This window comes from Desulfosporosinus paludis (genome assembly GCF_045689965.1).
In the GTDB taxonomy this organism is placed as follows: Bacteria; Bacillota; Desulfitobacteriia; order Desulfitobacteriales; family Desulfitobacteriaceae; genus Desulfosporosinus; species Desulfosporosinus paludis.
The window spans coordinates 784,581-799,724 of record NZ_CP144211.1 but is presented as its reverse complement, the minus strand read 5'-3'; the positions used below and the strand labels follow the sequence as shown (position 1 = coordinate 799,724).

Annotated in this window: 11 protein-coding genes; 9 read left to right on the top strand and 2 right to left on the bottom strand. The window is 40.9% G+C overall.

Annotation, left to right across the window (positions count from 1 at the left end):
- Positions 1-17: 17 nt before the first annotated feature.
- The 4 genes from VZF35_RS04175 (at position 18) to VZF35_RS04160 (ending at position 6,331) form a co-directional block, all read left to right on the top strand.
- Positions 18-1,400, top strand: coding sequence for a UbiD family decarboxylase (locus VZF35_RS04175; protein ID WP_407311264.1), 1,383 nt, complete (start codon positions 18-20; stop codon positions 1,398-1,400).
- Between the two features lie 4 nt (positions 1,401-1,404).
- Complete coding sequence (locus tag VZF35_RS04170) at positions 1,405-3,462, top strand: hydantoinase/oxoprolinase family protein (RefSeq protein WP_407311262.1); 2,058 nt, start codon at positions 1,405-1,407, stop codon at positions 3,460-3,462.
- Position 3,463: 1 nt separating this feature from the next.
- On the top strand, positions 3,464-5,200 hold the full coding sequence (locus tag VZF35_RS04165; RefSeq protein WP_407311260.1) for a hydantoinase B/oxoprolinase family protein: 1,737 nt from the start codon (positions 3,464-3,466) through the stop codon (positions 5,198-5,200).
- Positions 5,201-5,488: 288 nt separating this feature from the next.
- Positions 5,489-6,331, top strand: a complete 843-nt coding sequence (locus tag VZF35_RS04160) for an ATP-binding protein (RefSeq protein ID WP_407311258.1) — start codon at positions 5,489-5,491, stop codon at positions 6,329-6,331.
- Positions 6,332-6,370: 39 nt separating this feature from the next.
- Here the strand turns inward: VZF35_RS04160 and VZF35_RS04155 are convergent, their stop codons facing one another.
- Together VZF35_RS04155 and VZF35_RS04150 are read right to left on the bottom strand one after the other, a co-directional pair.
- Complete coding sequence (locus VZF35_RS04155) at positions 6,371-7,423, bottom strand: DUF3231 family protein (protein ID WP_407311256.1); 1,053 nt, start codon at positions 7,421-7,423, stop codon at positions 6,371-6,373.
- Between the two features lie 49 nt (positions 7,424-7,472).
- A complete protein-coding gene (locus VZF35_RS04150) occupies positions 7,473-7,994 on the bottom strand; it encodes a DUF3231 family protein (protein ID WP_407311254.1) in 522 nt (173 codons plus the stop codon).
- A gap of 307 nt (positions 7,995-8,301) precedes the next feature.
- On the opposite strand from VZF35_RS04150, the gene VZF35_RS04145 reads away from it, so the two are divergent.
- The 5 genes from VZF35_RS04145 (at position 8,302) to dinB (ending at position 15,134) form a co-directional block, all read left to right on the top strand.
- A complete protein-coding gene (locus VZF35_RS04145; protein WP_407311252.1) occupies positions 8,302-10,974 on the top strand; it encodes an ATP-binding protein in 2,673 nt (890 codons plus the stop codon).
- A gap of 66 nt (positions 10,975-11,040) precedes the next feature.
- Positions 11,041-11,916, top strand: a complete 876-nt coding sequence (locus VZF35_RS04140) for a CheR family methyltransferase (RefSeq protein ID WP_407311250.1) — start codon at positions 11,041-11,043, stop codon at positions 11,914-11,916.
- A gap of 14 nt (positions 11,917-11,930) precedes the next feature.
- Entirely contained in the window at positions 11,931-13,010 is a 1,080-nt protein-coding gene (locus tag VZF35_RS04135; protein ID WP_407311248.1) for a response regulator, read from the top strand.
- A 112-nt stretch (positions 13,011-13,122) separates the two neighbouring features.
- The gene (locus VZF35_RS04130) at positions 13,123-13,482 is read left to right on the top strand and encodes a response regulator (protein ID WP_407311246.1); all 360 of its coding nucleotides are present in this window, start codon (positions 13,123-13,125) and stop codon (positions 13,480-13,482) included.
- Positions 13,483-13,949: 467 nt separating this feature from the next.
- Positions 13,950-15,134: a DNA polymerase IV gene (gene dinB, locus VZF35_RS04125; RefSeq protein ID WP_407314452.1), complete on the top strand. Its 1,185-nt coding sequence runs from the start codon at positions 13,950-13,952 to the stop codon at positions 15,132-15,134.
- Positions 15,135-15,144: the final 10 nt, after the last annotated feature.

The following is a 15,144-nucleotide window of genomic DNA, read 5'->3' as shown; positions in this document are numbered from 1 at the left end:
TTGAGGAGGGGATGAAGTTGGAGCAGGATTTGAGAGGCTTTATTGAACGAGTGAAGGCCCATAATCCTTCGGATGTTGTCCATGTTCACGAGGAGATTGACCCTAAGTATGAGATAAGTACCTTGATTATGGAACTGGAAAAAGTCCGCCGTTATCCATTGACAATTTTTGAAAACATCAAAGGGCATAATATTTCCGTTGTCACCAATGTCTTAGCGCCCCGAGAGCGCCTGGCTTTGGCCATGGGAGTTGCTCCAGATAATTTGGCCGCTGAATTTTCTCAGCGCATTAATCAGCGGATCGACCCAGTTGAGGTGGCAGATGTTCCATTCCAAGAAAATGCCTTCGTTGGCCCCGAGGTGGATCTCTTTAAGTTACCGATTCTAACTCACTTTCCGATTGATGCTGGCCCTTATATTACCGCAGGCTTAGTCATTGCCAAAGATCCGGAAACGGGGGTTGAAACCGGGGGCTATCATCGCATGCAGTTAAAAGGGAAGGATAAATTAGGCATAAGCCTTCATTCTCGCCAACGTTTATGGGAGTATTTTCGACGTTCAGAGGAACTTGGCAAATCCCTCGAAGCGACGGTTGTCCTGGGCATACATCCTAATGTTTCCATGGGTTCAATGGCCTTAGTTCCTTACAATCTTGGAAAATATGCCGCAATGGGGGGATTATTCGGCGCTCCTTTAGAAGTTGCCCACTGCAAAACGGTTGATCTGATGGTTCCTGCCTATGCTGAGATGATCATCGAGGGAGAAATCGTTGCGGGGGAGCGAGAAGCTGAAGGTCCCTTTGCAGAATTCACAAATTATGCTTGTTATCGAAGTACGGAAAATGTTTTCAGAGTTAAGGCGATGCAATACCGTACGAAACCACTCTTTCAAGATATCACGCCGGGCATGAGTTCAGAGCATATTACGATTGTTGCGGTGCAGAGGGAGGGGGACGTGTTGAATGCCCTAAACAGAACTCTACCTAACGTTAAAAACGTTCATGCTCCTGTTTCAGCCTGCGGCTTATTTCATTGCTATATTTCAATGAAAAAAATTGCCGAGGGGCAGGCTCAACAAGCTATTTTTACGGCCTTTTCCGTAGATCACAATCTTAAAATGGTGGTTGTGGTCGATGAGGATGTGGACGTCTTTGACGAACGACAGGTTCTCTGGGCTATGGCGACTCGGCTGCAAGCAGATCGGGGCGTGACAATTGTTCCACAGCATATGGGTATGGGCTGCACCTTAGATCCTTCGACCGACGAGTTAAGCCGGACCTCAAAAATGGGGATTGACGCGACGAAACCTCTCACGGGGTTTGCCCCTACTGTGGAAATGTCGGCTGAAGCCCAAAAGCAGATTCAGCGTTTCATGGGGTCCTTTGGTTTACAGAGGAGGTGAAGTTATGTTCGAAATTGCTGTTGATGTAGGAGGGACGTTTGCGGATTTCGTGGTGAGAAACCAACAGGGGCAGGAGTTCACTGCAAAGGTTCCTTCTAGCCAAGAAGATCCTATCGAAGTAATCATCCTGGGCTTGAGTGATCTTGCGCAGGAGTTCAACCTATCACTCCGGACATTACTTTCCCGAACAAATAAATTTGTTCATGGTACGACCGTGGGGATTAATGCGTTGCTTCAGGGTCAAGGCGCAAGGACGGCTTTAATAACGACCGAGGGCTTTCGTGATGCTTTGGAATTACGACGTTCCCAACTATCCGAACCATGGAATTTTCAGGTCACCTTACCGCCGGTTTTAGTGTCTCGATATCTGAGGATCGGTTTGCGGGAGCGTATGGATTACAGGGGTGTGCCTCTGAAGACCATTGATAAAGCGCAAATACCCGAGATCGCCGATTTTTTGCGTCGAGAGCAGATAGAATCCGTGGCGGTTTGCCTGCTTTTTGCCTGCCGAAATCCAGCGCACGAGCGCGAGTTCAAGGATCTTTTGCAGGCTCTCTTACCTAAGGTGTTTATTTCCCTGTCCTCAGAACTCTCAACTCAAATGGGAGAATACGAGCGTACCTCCACAACGGTCATCAATGCTCGGCTAAGCCCCCTTTTAAACAATTATTTACTGAGTTTAAATGGTCAGCTGCGTGATTTAGGTCTCCAAGTGCCTGTCTCTATGGCTCAGAATAATGGCGGTCTAACAGATATCTTCCAGGCGAAAAAACGTGCCGTGTACACCCTTTTTTCCGGTCCGGCAGGAGGGGTTAAAGGGGGATGGGCATTGGCACGTGAGTTAGCACTATCGGAATTAGTGGTAGCGGATATGGGTGGGACAAGTTTTGATGTTTCCTTAATCCGCCAGGGCAAGATGGAAGTGACTCCGCAAGCTGAGGTCGCTGGGTATCCGGTCCAATTGCCAATGTTAGACATTCATACCGTTGGCGCGGGTGGAGGAAGTATCGCCTGGCTGGATAAGGGAGGAATGCTGCGGGTTGGACCACATTCTGCCGGCGCCAAGCCTGGACCAGCGTGTTATGGGTTAGGGGGAGATGAACCAACTATTACTGATGCTGCTCTCGTGATGGGCTTACTTGATCGTTCCAATTTTCTGGGCGGACGTATGACGTTGGATGTGAAACAAGCTTTTCAGGTCATTGAAGCAAAAATTGCCCATCCCTTAGGGGTATCTGTGCCGGAAGCTGCGAATGCTATTTATCAGGTGGCCCTTTCCTTAATGGTTGATGCCGTACACCTGATGACGGTTAAAAAGGGTTATGATCCTCGTATATTCGCCTTGGCGGCAGTTGGAGGTGCTCTGCCGTTGTTCGCGGCCGCTTTGGCAAAGGGAGTGGGAATACGACAGGTTGTGATTCCTACACAGGGGCCAGTCTTTTGTGCTCAAGGACTGCATCATGCTCCTTTCCAGATTGAGCTGTCACGAGGTATCTTTGAACCATTAGGAGAACACTTAAACCTTCATTGCAGACAGGTGATGATCGAGCTTGAAGATCAGGCAGATCAAGAGTTGTCTCGTCTGGGGGTCAGTGTTGACCAGCGCTGTTACGTTTGGTCAGCAGATCTAAAGTATCCTGATCAACATCATGAACTTACGATAGAAATACCTTGCAGCGTATCGGATCAGAAGGTTTGGCAATGTTTAGCTAAAGCGTTTCACGATATGCATCAAAGACTTTATGGCTATTGCCAGCCCGAGAAATCGTTGGTACTTGTTAATTTAAAACTCTTAGCCCGGGAAAAGGAAAGGATTCTTTGGGGTGAGAAAGAACAAAGTCTTATCTTGGAAACTGGGAACTATGAAATCTGTTCAGTCTATCGGCGTGGGGAGTTTCAAGAAATCAAGAGTTACCATTGGCGAGACTTAGCGGCGGGAATGCACTTAAAAGGTCCCGCTTTAATTAAAAAGAACTTCACGACTATATTATTAGAAGAAGACTGTCAGGCCAGCATCGATCAACTTGGGAACTTGTTAGTTACCATAGGAATGGGGGCTTAAAATGAAGGCTACAATGGAGGAAGTTATTGAGCATTCCGTGATTGCTAACCGCTTGGATACGATCGCCAAAGAAATGAGCTATGCCTTGGAGAAGTCTTCCAGATCTCCTATTTTTGCAGAAGCCTGCGATTTTGCTTGTGGCATATGCAATGGAAAAGGGGAATTAGTCTCTCAGATCAATGGTATCCCCATATTAGCCGCAGCAGGAACGTTTAGCGTTCAGGAAGTCATTAGAAAGTACTCTAAGCAGGTTCAAGAGGGAGATGTTTTTATCCTTAATGATCCTTATCAAGGAGGAAATCATTTGCCGGACATAGGGATTATTACCCCCTTGATCGTGGATGGCGAGATTCTCTTTTATTGTGTCAGCAGGGCGCATCACGGAGATATCGGAGGGTCTGTTGCTGGTAGTTATAATGCCAAAGCAACTGAGATTTTTCAGGAAGGCTTGCGCATTCCACCCATTAAACTTGTGAGTAGAGGACAGATTGTCAATGAGGTTATGGACTTGATCATCCATAATGTTAGGAATCCAGAAATGCTCCAAAATGATTTGTGGTCGCAAATAGGCGCGAACAACATAGGGATTGCTCGTTTAAGGGAACTGTTGCACCAATATTCTTTGTCTCATGTCAAAGAAACGGTGGAATATCTCCTCGATCATGCGGAAAACCTCACACGTCTGGCTATTAAGACTATACCCGATGGAGAGTACTCAGGTGAAGAATGGGTGGATGATGATGGTTTCCAGACTCATCCTATTAAAATAAACGTGAAAGTTAAGGTCAGCCATGAGGAGATGACTCTTGATTTTTCAGGTACAGATTCTCAAGTTAAAGGTTTCGTTAACTCTGGTGTAGTAACCAGTACATCAGCGGCCTGGATAGGTGCTCTCTGGGCCTTGGGCTCACACATTCCCCGCAACAGCGGAGCTTTCCGGGCAATAAAGGTATATCTGCCAAAAGGAAGCTTACTGAATCCTGAAGATCCGGCTCCGGTAACCTTGAGTACATTAACCCCTGCCAGCGAAATTATCAGCGCCATTTTTCAGGCTTTAGATTCTGTCGCCTGTGAGCCATTATCTGCAGGTTTCGGACGTTACTGTGGCCCATCGTTTTATGGCCTTGATCCGCGTAACCAAGATTTTTATGTGGGTTTCGCTTTTTGCGCCTTGGGTTCTGGCGGAGGAACAGCTAGCCGAGATGGATATCCTTACATGGCACCATTATCGAACTATGGTGGAGTTCGCGCACCGAATATCGAAACTAATGAAATTCAATACCCGCATCTGACATTGTGTCATGAAATGGAAACGGATAGTGCAGGATCAGGAATGTGGCGTGGAGGGCCAGGTATTCGGTATAGCCTCAAGTTTTATGGTGATCCTACGAATATTGTGATGTTTGGCGATGGAATGAAAATCCCACCTTTCGGCTCCTCTTCTGGAAAACCCGGCAGCTTAAACCACTCAGAACTGACAATAGAAGGAGAACAAACACAATTGCTGTCTAGTAAAGAAAGTGCTCGTTCACTGCCTCAAGGGACGGTACTCACTGTGATTTCGTCCGGAGGAGGTGGATGGGGAGATCCCCATCAGCGTGAGCCCGAAAGGGTATGGCGAGATGTCCGGGATGGATATATTTCCTTGGCGAAGGCCAGACAAGATTATGGAGTAGCCTTAACGAAGGAAGGTATTGATCAGGAGGAAACAAAAAAATTGCGCTCTAACGTGCAATGAGATGAACAAAGAATAGATTGTTTGAGGGTAGACTATTGGAGTATAACTGTGAGTGTCAGATCAATATAGCCGATGAGTGTGCCGGAGCAAGGTTTTGCTCTGGTTTTTTGTTTCTTGTGATAACTTTTTGATAATACTGAGGTATTATTTGAGGGAATATTTCTTTTTTGAAGGAATTTCCTTTCTTATCTCGAAATAAGAATAATAATAAAGTTTATCCTATTATAAAATAGTTAATTCATCCGACTTCAGCTCTTAAATGATTTCATTATGACGGGGAGTTTTACGTTGATTGTAGCAAGATTCGATAGCATTAAAGATTGGGAGCACTTTGTTGATTTGAAAAGAGAAATAATTCAATTAAAGGAACAAAGAGTTAGCCTTCGCAGTATGGTTGAGGATATAACAAAACAACTGAAGATTGAAATTGAAAAAAGAGAGAGTATTGAGCAAGAATTAGCAAAACTTGGACGACTTAACATCATCGGTCAATTGGCTGCCGGTCTTGGACATGAAATTCGAAATCCACTGACAACGATTCGAGGTTTTCTCCAGATGCTTAAGTGTAAAGCTGAGCTGGTGACCTATACAAACTATTTCGAACTAATGATAGAAGAACTTGATAGGGCCAACGCAATAATTACTGATTATCTATCTCTAGCCAAAAATAAACCTACAGATTTTAAACGCTTACACTTAAATAAGCTGCTGGAAAACCTTTCTCCATTAATCACAGCGGATGCCTACAGTCAGGGTAAAAAGTGTATCTTTGAACCTGGCGATATACAAGACCTCGAGATTGACCCTCACGAAATTACGCAAATGGTTTTAAATTTGGCTAGAAACGGACTTGAAGCAATGCCCATAGATGGATGCTTGACGATTAAAACCTTTATGAATGAGCAAGACATCGTCTTGAGTGTTAACGACGAGGGCCAGGGGATTCCTCCGGAGCATCTATCAAAACTTGGGACCCCGTTTTTTACGACCAAAGAAAATGGTACGGGTCTGGGGCTGGCCATGTGTTATAACGTAGCGAATCGACACAATGCTCAGATAGACATTGATACGAGTCAAAATGGAACGACCTTCTTCGTCCGTTTCCCTAACCAAGGCAGTCACCCATTATGACCTGCGTTAATCTTAAACATTAGTCCTTTTTTTAATGAGTCAATGTAATAATTCCTTCCTATTAACTGCTTCTGGTACTCGTTCCAGCCAATTGTTTTCTATCATTAACATTGATCCATCTTTAGCCAGATTTAAAAGCTCGGCTGTAAAATAGCGATACATTGACAAAAGATCTAATTTTGGACTATTCGGTATGGCAATTCCATACCCAGCGATAATATAAGTTGTCGTTGCTGTAGAATGAGCCAGCATTAAATGATCACTGAATGAGGACTCTACTGAATCAGTTACTTTGTAGTAAATTGTTGTCGGCTTCGGTAGTTTTTCAGCATCTAAGACGGCCTCAAGTTTCTCGATATGTTTATCTGCCAGATGGATGGATTTGATAAAGTGATTTCTAATCGCTTCAGAATGAACAATCTGGCTAAAAGCTATATTTTGGAGCCTAATTAGCATTTTGGTTTCCAAGAGTGAAATAATATGACTTAGCTCTATGGCGTTGATTGTCCTAGTATCTCCAAATATTGAACCGGAGTAATTCTTATTGTGCACAATATCGATGTTTTTTGGAATTTCAATGTAAGGAGCGTGAATTAAGGCTCCTTTATCGATAAGAACATCTGTGGCCTTTTGGATGATCTCTTGAGACGTATCAATGCATTCCCTAAAATAGTCCCGAAAATCGAAACGGTAAGAAATACTAAAGGCATGACTGTAATTGATTAAAATCTGCTTATGCATTAATCTTGTATATGCCAGTTTAAAAGGATCATTAAACAATTCCCTGGAACTAATATCGACATCTTCTTCTCCAAAAGCAGAGGGGATAGGATGGTGAATCGAATTAAAGATTGTCTTCATAGTTTGAACCCTTTGGCTTGAAACATCAAGCGCTCGTTGTAACAGAGATCGAATCTCAGGGTCGATTGTCCCATGGACGTATTGTTTGAGCATACAAACGGACATTGTTTCAGCCTGATAACTAGTCCAGAGATGTCCGATTTCTGATGAATTGGGTAAAACATAAGACAACTTCTCTGATAGAGTTTCGGAATGTATTTGTCCTGATTGTAGTGGAGTCGTAGTTTCCATACTAAATTCTCCTTTGTGCTTCATTAGCGGTTAGTTACCTCTTCATTATTTACTTGTAATGTGGAGGAGTATATGTCCAACCTTTTAATTTCCCATATTCTATAAAACCATCGAAAATTTTTATTTCTTCAATGAGCATTTCAATAAATGTTCCTCGCATGATTGCGCTCGTGGCTTGAGTAACAGAACTAAGGTGGATATTTAAAAAATCTTGGATCCCCCTTAAAATGCGTCTGTATATATACTTATCTGTAATTTGTTCAATGTCCACCGTAGATATTACTGTTTCAGGCGGTTTTTCCGGGAGGGGTATTCCAAACTCTCCCATAAGTCTTTCTAAATGAGTCGCTTGTCCTTTAAGAGTATCTAATCCACTGTCGAGGATAATTTTAAAATCAAAATCACTGGCAAAGTCCTTAAGTAACTGGGTTTCCGCTATAACATCATAACGAGCGACGAGTAAATCCCAGAGGTGCCAGACTTCGCTGACACTTATTTTGGACTGCTTGTCTTTTGCGGTATCTCCCATTCCTTTAATTTTTTCGATAGCTCTTATAATAGCCGTTAACAAAATGACCACCTCCGCTGTTAGTTTAACCATTCTTGAGAGAATTAAAGGTTAAATATTGCCAAACGATTCTCGCACTAATCAGAAAAGATAACTTTGTTGTATACTATCCATTCTGCGCCCAGTAAGTGGGCGTAGAATTTTTTTGCGTGACTATATCCTAAAAACATGATAATTGGTCGGAAAGTACAGTAATTCTCCGAAATTGAGAAATTTAACTGGAATAGAGTGAAGAACATGAAATTAGAAAGGTTTTTATTAAAACTTTGTAGAAATTTAAAATTGCGAAAAAGATGAAAGGATTGACAATATGAAGTTAAAAAATGTTCTTATACTCGGAATGAGTGGTCTATTGCTTTTATTGTTGGCGATATCTTTGACAGGACTTTTCCAAATGCGAGAGCTTAACAACGATATGGTTTTGATCGTCAAAAACCGATATCACAAAGTCGATTTGGTAAAAACTATTCCAATTGAACTTTTGAATACAAGCCGTGCCTTACGGGGATTAGTTTTAGATGACAGTAAAATAGATCAAAGAAACTATTTGACGATCATTGATAATTCAAACTCGGAAGTTAGTACGATCATTTCCACGTTGGAAGGGATTTCGGAAAACGTTGAAATAGACAAGGTGGCAGAGTTAAGAGGAGCCTTCGAAAACTATATGGATTATGAGAAACAAATTATCAGTCTAGTCCAGTCCGATAAGTACGAGGAAGCAAAAAAACTAATACTTGATAATTCAACATCTAAATCCGACAAAATAATACAGGAAGTTAATGATCTAGGGGCTCTAGAAAAGGCGCAAATGGAAAATGCTTTAAATCAGTCTCAGGGTGTATTTTATAGAGGCTTAGTTATATTCTTATTTTTAGTTGCTAGCGGCTTGATCTCGGGAATCATTTTATCTTTATGGATCATCAAGTCCATCATAGGAAGCATTAATCAGTTAGCAAATGCCATGAAAAGAATCTCTTCTTTCGCGGATAAAACATCGCTGCCTCGTCTTGAAAATAAGAAGAACGAGTTGGGACAGCTGTCAGAAGCCTTTAATGAGATGGCAATGTCCTTGGAACAGCATGCCCGTCAAGAGATTGAATCAACTCAAGCTTTTAGGGAGCAGCATTGGCTTCAATCGAAGGTTGCTGAGACACATGCTTTATTTCAAGGTATTCAGAACGCAGAACGTTTTTCAAGGTTATTAATTCGCTGGGTCTGTCAAACAGTAGGTGCAAGTTATGGCAATTTCTACATTCGTTCCGGTGGGAAGGGCTCTGTGAAACTGATAAATATGGCTTCGTATGCTGGAAATGGTCAAGAAGTTGGTCTATCCGAGTTTAGGCCTGGGGAGGGTTTGATCGGACAGTGTTATTTAGAAAATCAAATCATTAACTTGACAGAGGCTTTAGACCAGTACATTGAAATCACTACAGGACTAGGAAAAATCACCCCAAAACACCTTAAATTACTTCCAGTTGAATTTGAAACAAAAGTCGTCGCAATCATTGAATTAGCTTCTCTTTCAGAATTCAGCCTTCAGGAGAGGGAATTTCTAGAACAAGTTCGCTGGAATATTGGAATTATCTTAAATAGAATTGAGGAGCATGCTGAAATTCAGAAACTTTTAGTGGAGTCACAAACTTTGACAGAAGAATTACAAACTCAATCCGAAGAACTTCAAACTCAGCAAGAGGAGTTAAAAACCTTTCACGAAAAGCTCGAGGAACAATATATCGAAACAGAGCGGAAAAATAAACAGCTCTTAGATGCTAAGGTAAGCCTAGAGGAACAAGCTCATCGACTGGAGTCAAGTTCCCAATATAAATCAGAATTCTTATCAAATATGTCTCACGAGCTGCGAACCCCACTTAATAGTCTATTAATATTGGCAAGAATGCTGTGGGAAAATAATAATGGAAACCTAAGTTCAAAACAGGTCGAGTATGCTAAAACAATTTGGACCTCCGGCAATGATTTATTAAATTTAATCAATGATATTTTAGACTTATCGAAAATCGAGTCAGGAAAAGTGACCGTTAAGGTCGAAAAATTCTCATTATCCGAACTTAAAGAGGAGTTGGAAAAACAGTTTTATCCAATTGCTTGTGAGAAAGAAATAATTTTTGTAATTAATATTTATAAGGACATCCCCGATAATTGGGTAACAGACCGCCACTATTTAAAACAAATTTTAACAAATCTCTTGAGTAACGCCTTAAAATTTACAGATCAGGGGCAAGTAATTTTAACGATTCAAAGGGCTTTCAAGGTTCTTTCGCAGTGTCGTTTTTCAGACGATAATAAGACTTCCCTTGCTTTTTGTGTTTCTGATACAGGTATTGGAATTCCAGCGGACAAACAGAAGTTAATCTTCGAAGCTTTTCAGCAGGCAGATGGAACGACTAGCCGGAGGTACGGAGGCACTGGACTTGGCCTCTTTATTTGCAGGGAACTTGCTGCTTTGCTGGGAGGCTCTATTGAGATTACAAGCAAAGAAGGATCAGGAAGCACTTTTAGTTTGATTCTTCCCAACAATGCTGAAAATACCCTGACAGTGTCCGAAAGTCTAGAAGGGTTCAATAACGTTGCAGAAGGGCTTGTTATTCCAAATAAAGATCCCGATAAAATTAATGACAGGATAGTTAATGTTGGGAAGGTCACTGAAAATACCCGATATTTCCATGATCTAACTGGACTCACTGTGCTGGTTGTCGATGATGATATGCGCAATATTTTTGCGATATCAGCCGCTCTGGAGGCTTTAAAAATCAATGTATTATTTGCTGAAGATGGGAAAGAAGCCCTGGAAAAACTAAAAAGCAATAATACGATTGATTTAATTCTTATGGACATTATGATGCCAGAGATGGACGGGTATGAGACCATGAAATCTATTCGTCAAATACCTGAATATAGAACTATGCCTATAATAGCTTTAACAGCCAAGGCAATGAAAGGAGATCGAGAAGAAATGTCTTGATGCGGGAGCATCGGATTATATCAGTAAACCTTTAGATATGGAGAAGCTAATTTCATTAATTCGAGTATGGTTGTACAGGTAGGTGAGATGAAAATTTATCAGTCAAGTTTCGAGGAGAAAGATGTTAATGAGTTAGAGAACCTTGAGATCGAATTACTATTAGAAGGAATCTATAAAATTTGCGGTTATGATTTTAGAGATTATAATCGCTCTTCCATACGACGACGTTTATGGAATCGCGTTCAGGCTGAAAGATTAACCACAATTTCAGGGCTTCAAGAAAAAATATTTCACGATTCAACCTGTATGCGCCGGTTAATCAAAGATTTTTTTATTCAAGTGACTGAGATGTTTAGAGATCCAGAGTTTTTTATTTCCTTTCGAAGAAACGTTGTCCCTTATCTGAGAGAACTTCCTGTCATTAGAATCTGGCATGCAGGTTGTTCAACGGGTGAAGAGGTTTACTCAATGGCTATCCTTCTACGGGAAGAAGGGTTATATGATAAAACACGGCTCTATGCTACAGATCTAAATGAGGATGCCATCGTAAAAGCTAAAAAAGGCATTGTGACTCTTGGAAAAATGAAAACATACACAAGAAATTATCTGCAATCAGGCGGTAAAGAATCATTTTCCAGATATTATACAGTAAACGGTGATAATGTAATCTTTGATCAAACCCTTAAACGGAATATGGTTTTCACGCAACACAATCTTGGAATCGATAGTTCTTTTAATGAGTTTAATTTAATAATTTGCAAGAATGTCTTGATCTATTTTAATAAGAAGTTACAAGATAAAGCGCATAAGTTATTTTTAGATAGTTTGAGCTTCGGCGGTTTTTTAGTTCTTGGCAAGAAAGAAAGCATTGATTTTAGTCCCTATAAGCATAAATATAAAGAGATTGATACTGAAGAAAAAATCTATATTAGAATTGAATAGAGGAGATTCGAAAAATGACGGGCAAAATTAAAATTCTAATAGTTGATGATCGAGTTGAAAATCTGTTGGCACTAGAAGCTATTTTAGATTCTGCGGTATATGAGCTGATCAGAGCTCATTCTGGCAGTGAAGCACTAAGACAAGTTTTGGAATATGATTTTGCCTTAATTCTGTTAGATGTACAAATGCCGGACCTTGACGGATATGAGACCGCTCGATTAATCAGAACTCGGGAAAAATCCGCACATATACCTATTATTTTCATCACAGCAAATTACCAAGCTGAAAAACATATCAGTAGAGGATACGAACTTGGAGCGATAGACTACATTTTAAAACCTGTTAACCCAGCAAATCTTCGTTACAAAGTCGCAAGGTTCGTTGATCTCTATCAACATCAAGAAAAGAGGCTTGAACAAGAAATCCAAAGGTCTGATCAACTTAGAATTCTAGGTGAAATGGCTGCTGGAGTTAGTCATGAGATTAGAAATCCTATAACTGGTGTCAAAGCTTATCTGCAGCTTTTAAAAGGTAAAACAGAATTTAGCAGCTATAGAAACGATATCGATATCATGATTGATGAACTCGAAAGGGTCAATGTTTTAGTTAATGAATTCCTCTCCTTAGGACGTCTTGATTCCTCAGAAATGAAAATGCTCAACCTCAATACCATTGTGAACGCCCTAGCTCCGCTGATCAGTGCTGATGGGATGCGTCAAGGTAAGATTTTAAAGGTTGAAACAAACCCTGTATTTGATTTGTTTTTAAATAACAAAGAGATACGCCAAATGATTCTGAATTTATGTCGAAATGGGTTTGACGCAATGCTGCCGGTCGGCTGCTTGCTGATAAAAACATTTGTCGAAAATAATGACGTTGTATTAGCCGTTAAGGACCAAGGTAAGGGTATTAAACCGGAAATATTAAAAAATCTTGGGACACCCTTTCTGACAGACAAAGAAAATGGAAATGGTTTGGGGTTAAGCATTTGCTACTCAATCGCTCTGCGTCATAACGCAACAATAGAGGTTGATACGAGTTCAAATGGTACTACGTTCTATGTTAAATTTAGACTTAACAAGATATGTCAATGAATTATTTGGAATGACAAAATTAATTTAATTTTTTAAACATGTTTCAACAGATTTTTTAAGGATTATCCAATATAGTTTAAATGTAAATCTTAAAAGTGTTGGAGCGTGTATTATGGCAAACATACTTATTATTGAAGACAATATCGCAATAGGACGAGTCGTTCAAATGGCCTTAGAAGACACAGGACATAATGTTGAATGGTGCAAATCAGGGACAGAAGCTCTAGATGTCTTAGAACGGGAATTACCGGATCTGGTTATGACAGATTTGGGTATACCGGGAAAAAGCGGAAAAGAAATAGTTGAGAAGATGCGGTCGGAGTATCGGCTCTTAAAGGTCCCTGCAATAATAATGACGGCTAATTTGCCTGATTCATACACTTTTCCAGAGGAAAAATCTTATCAGGGATTGCTTGTTAAACCCTTTAATTTAGATGATTTAAAAGACACGGTTCAGCGTTTAGTATCATAAATGCACGGACTAATATTCCTTCGGAGGCTTACTCACCTCGAAAGGTATGACTTACTATGCATAAAAATAACCTCTGCCTACGTAATCCGTGGCCCAGAGGTTATTCTACTTCAAGCCTGTGAGTGATCAATGTAAGTATTACGAGATCAGATTTGAAAAAGTTTTAGCCATTAAGGACCAAGAGTTCTAAATTAATAACGATAACGAAAAGTCAGCAAATTGTTCATTTCTTTAATAAGGGAGACGTTGCTCCGGTTGTTAATGGGAGATATGAGAATTCGTTCGTAATTCCTACAGATCAGATAGATGATAGTTTAGTTGGACATGAGTATATAAAGTAAAACTAGGCAGGCGAATGTTCTCATGAAATTTGATTGGTGCCTTATTATTGGCTTATGCTAAAGATGGATGCATAGATAATGTCAGGATATGTAGCTAAGGAACCTGAAAATCGTTATAATGTTTATATGAATGATTGGGCGAGCATGCGTAAAATAATACATGTAGATATGGATGCTTTTTATGCCTCTGTGGAGCAGCGGGATGATCCTACATTAATGGCTAAGCCAGTGGTGGTTGGAGGTAACCCTAACAGTCGGAGTGTGGTTTGCGCCGCCTCCTATGAAGCACGTAAATTTGGAATTCACTCGGCGATGCCCATGGCAGAGGCTTTACGGCGCTGTCCTCAAGCAATCTTTTTGCCTGTAAACCCTCGCAAATATCAAGAAGTATCCTTACAAATCCGAAAGATATTTTTAACGTATACCCCTATTGTCGAGCCGTTATCATTGGACGAAGCATTTATAGATGTCACCGGCTCTACTAACTTATTTGGTCCCGCGGAGACAATAGCCCTTACAATTAAGCAACGCATACAACAGGAGTTAAACCTCACGGCTTCAGTCGGTGTGGCCTGCAATAAGTTTTTGGCTAAACTAGCTTCTGACTTACGAAAACCAGATGGCTTTGTTGTTGTTCCCCATGATAGGGTCCAGGAGTTTCTAGATCCCCTGTTAGTGGAAAGACTTTGGGGAGTAGGCAAAAAAACGGCTGAGCAGTTACATAAGCTTAATATTAAAACTGTTAGAGATCTGCGTTCCTTGCAGCTTGGCTATTTAACGCAATTATTTGGGGTTTTCGGAAATCAGCTTTATCAGTTGGCGCAAGGCATAGATGATAGACCAGTGGAAAGCGAAAAAATCGTCAAATCCATCGGGCGTGAGACCACTTTTGATTCGGATATTGCAGACTGTGATATTCTGGAGACAGCGTTATTGAATCTTTCTATTGATGTAGGTCGGCGCCTGCGTAAGGGAGCTTTAAGAGGGAAAACGGTTACCTTAAAAGTTCGATATGATGATTTCCGTACAGTGTCTCGTTCACACACTTTATTGCAAGCCACGGATCTGGATGACGTTATTTATCAGGAAGCCTGTAACTTGTTAAAAGAGGTCTCGCTTAAGCAGCCGCTCAGATTGATCGGTTTAACCCTTCATAACTTAACCGATACAGCAGAATGCCAACTTTCTCTGTTCGCTGAGCCTCAAAAGGATAATAAAGCCCTCACCAAAGTTATTGATTCACTCAAAGAAAAATATGGTGAGAACAGTATTACAAGAGCGAAAACTTTGTTATCTCATAAATCTAAATAACCTCAGCAAC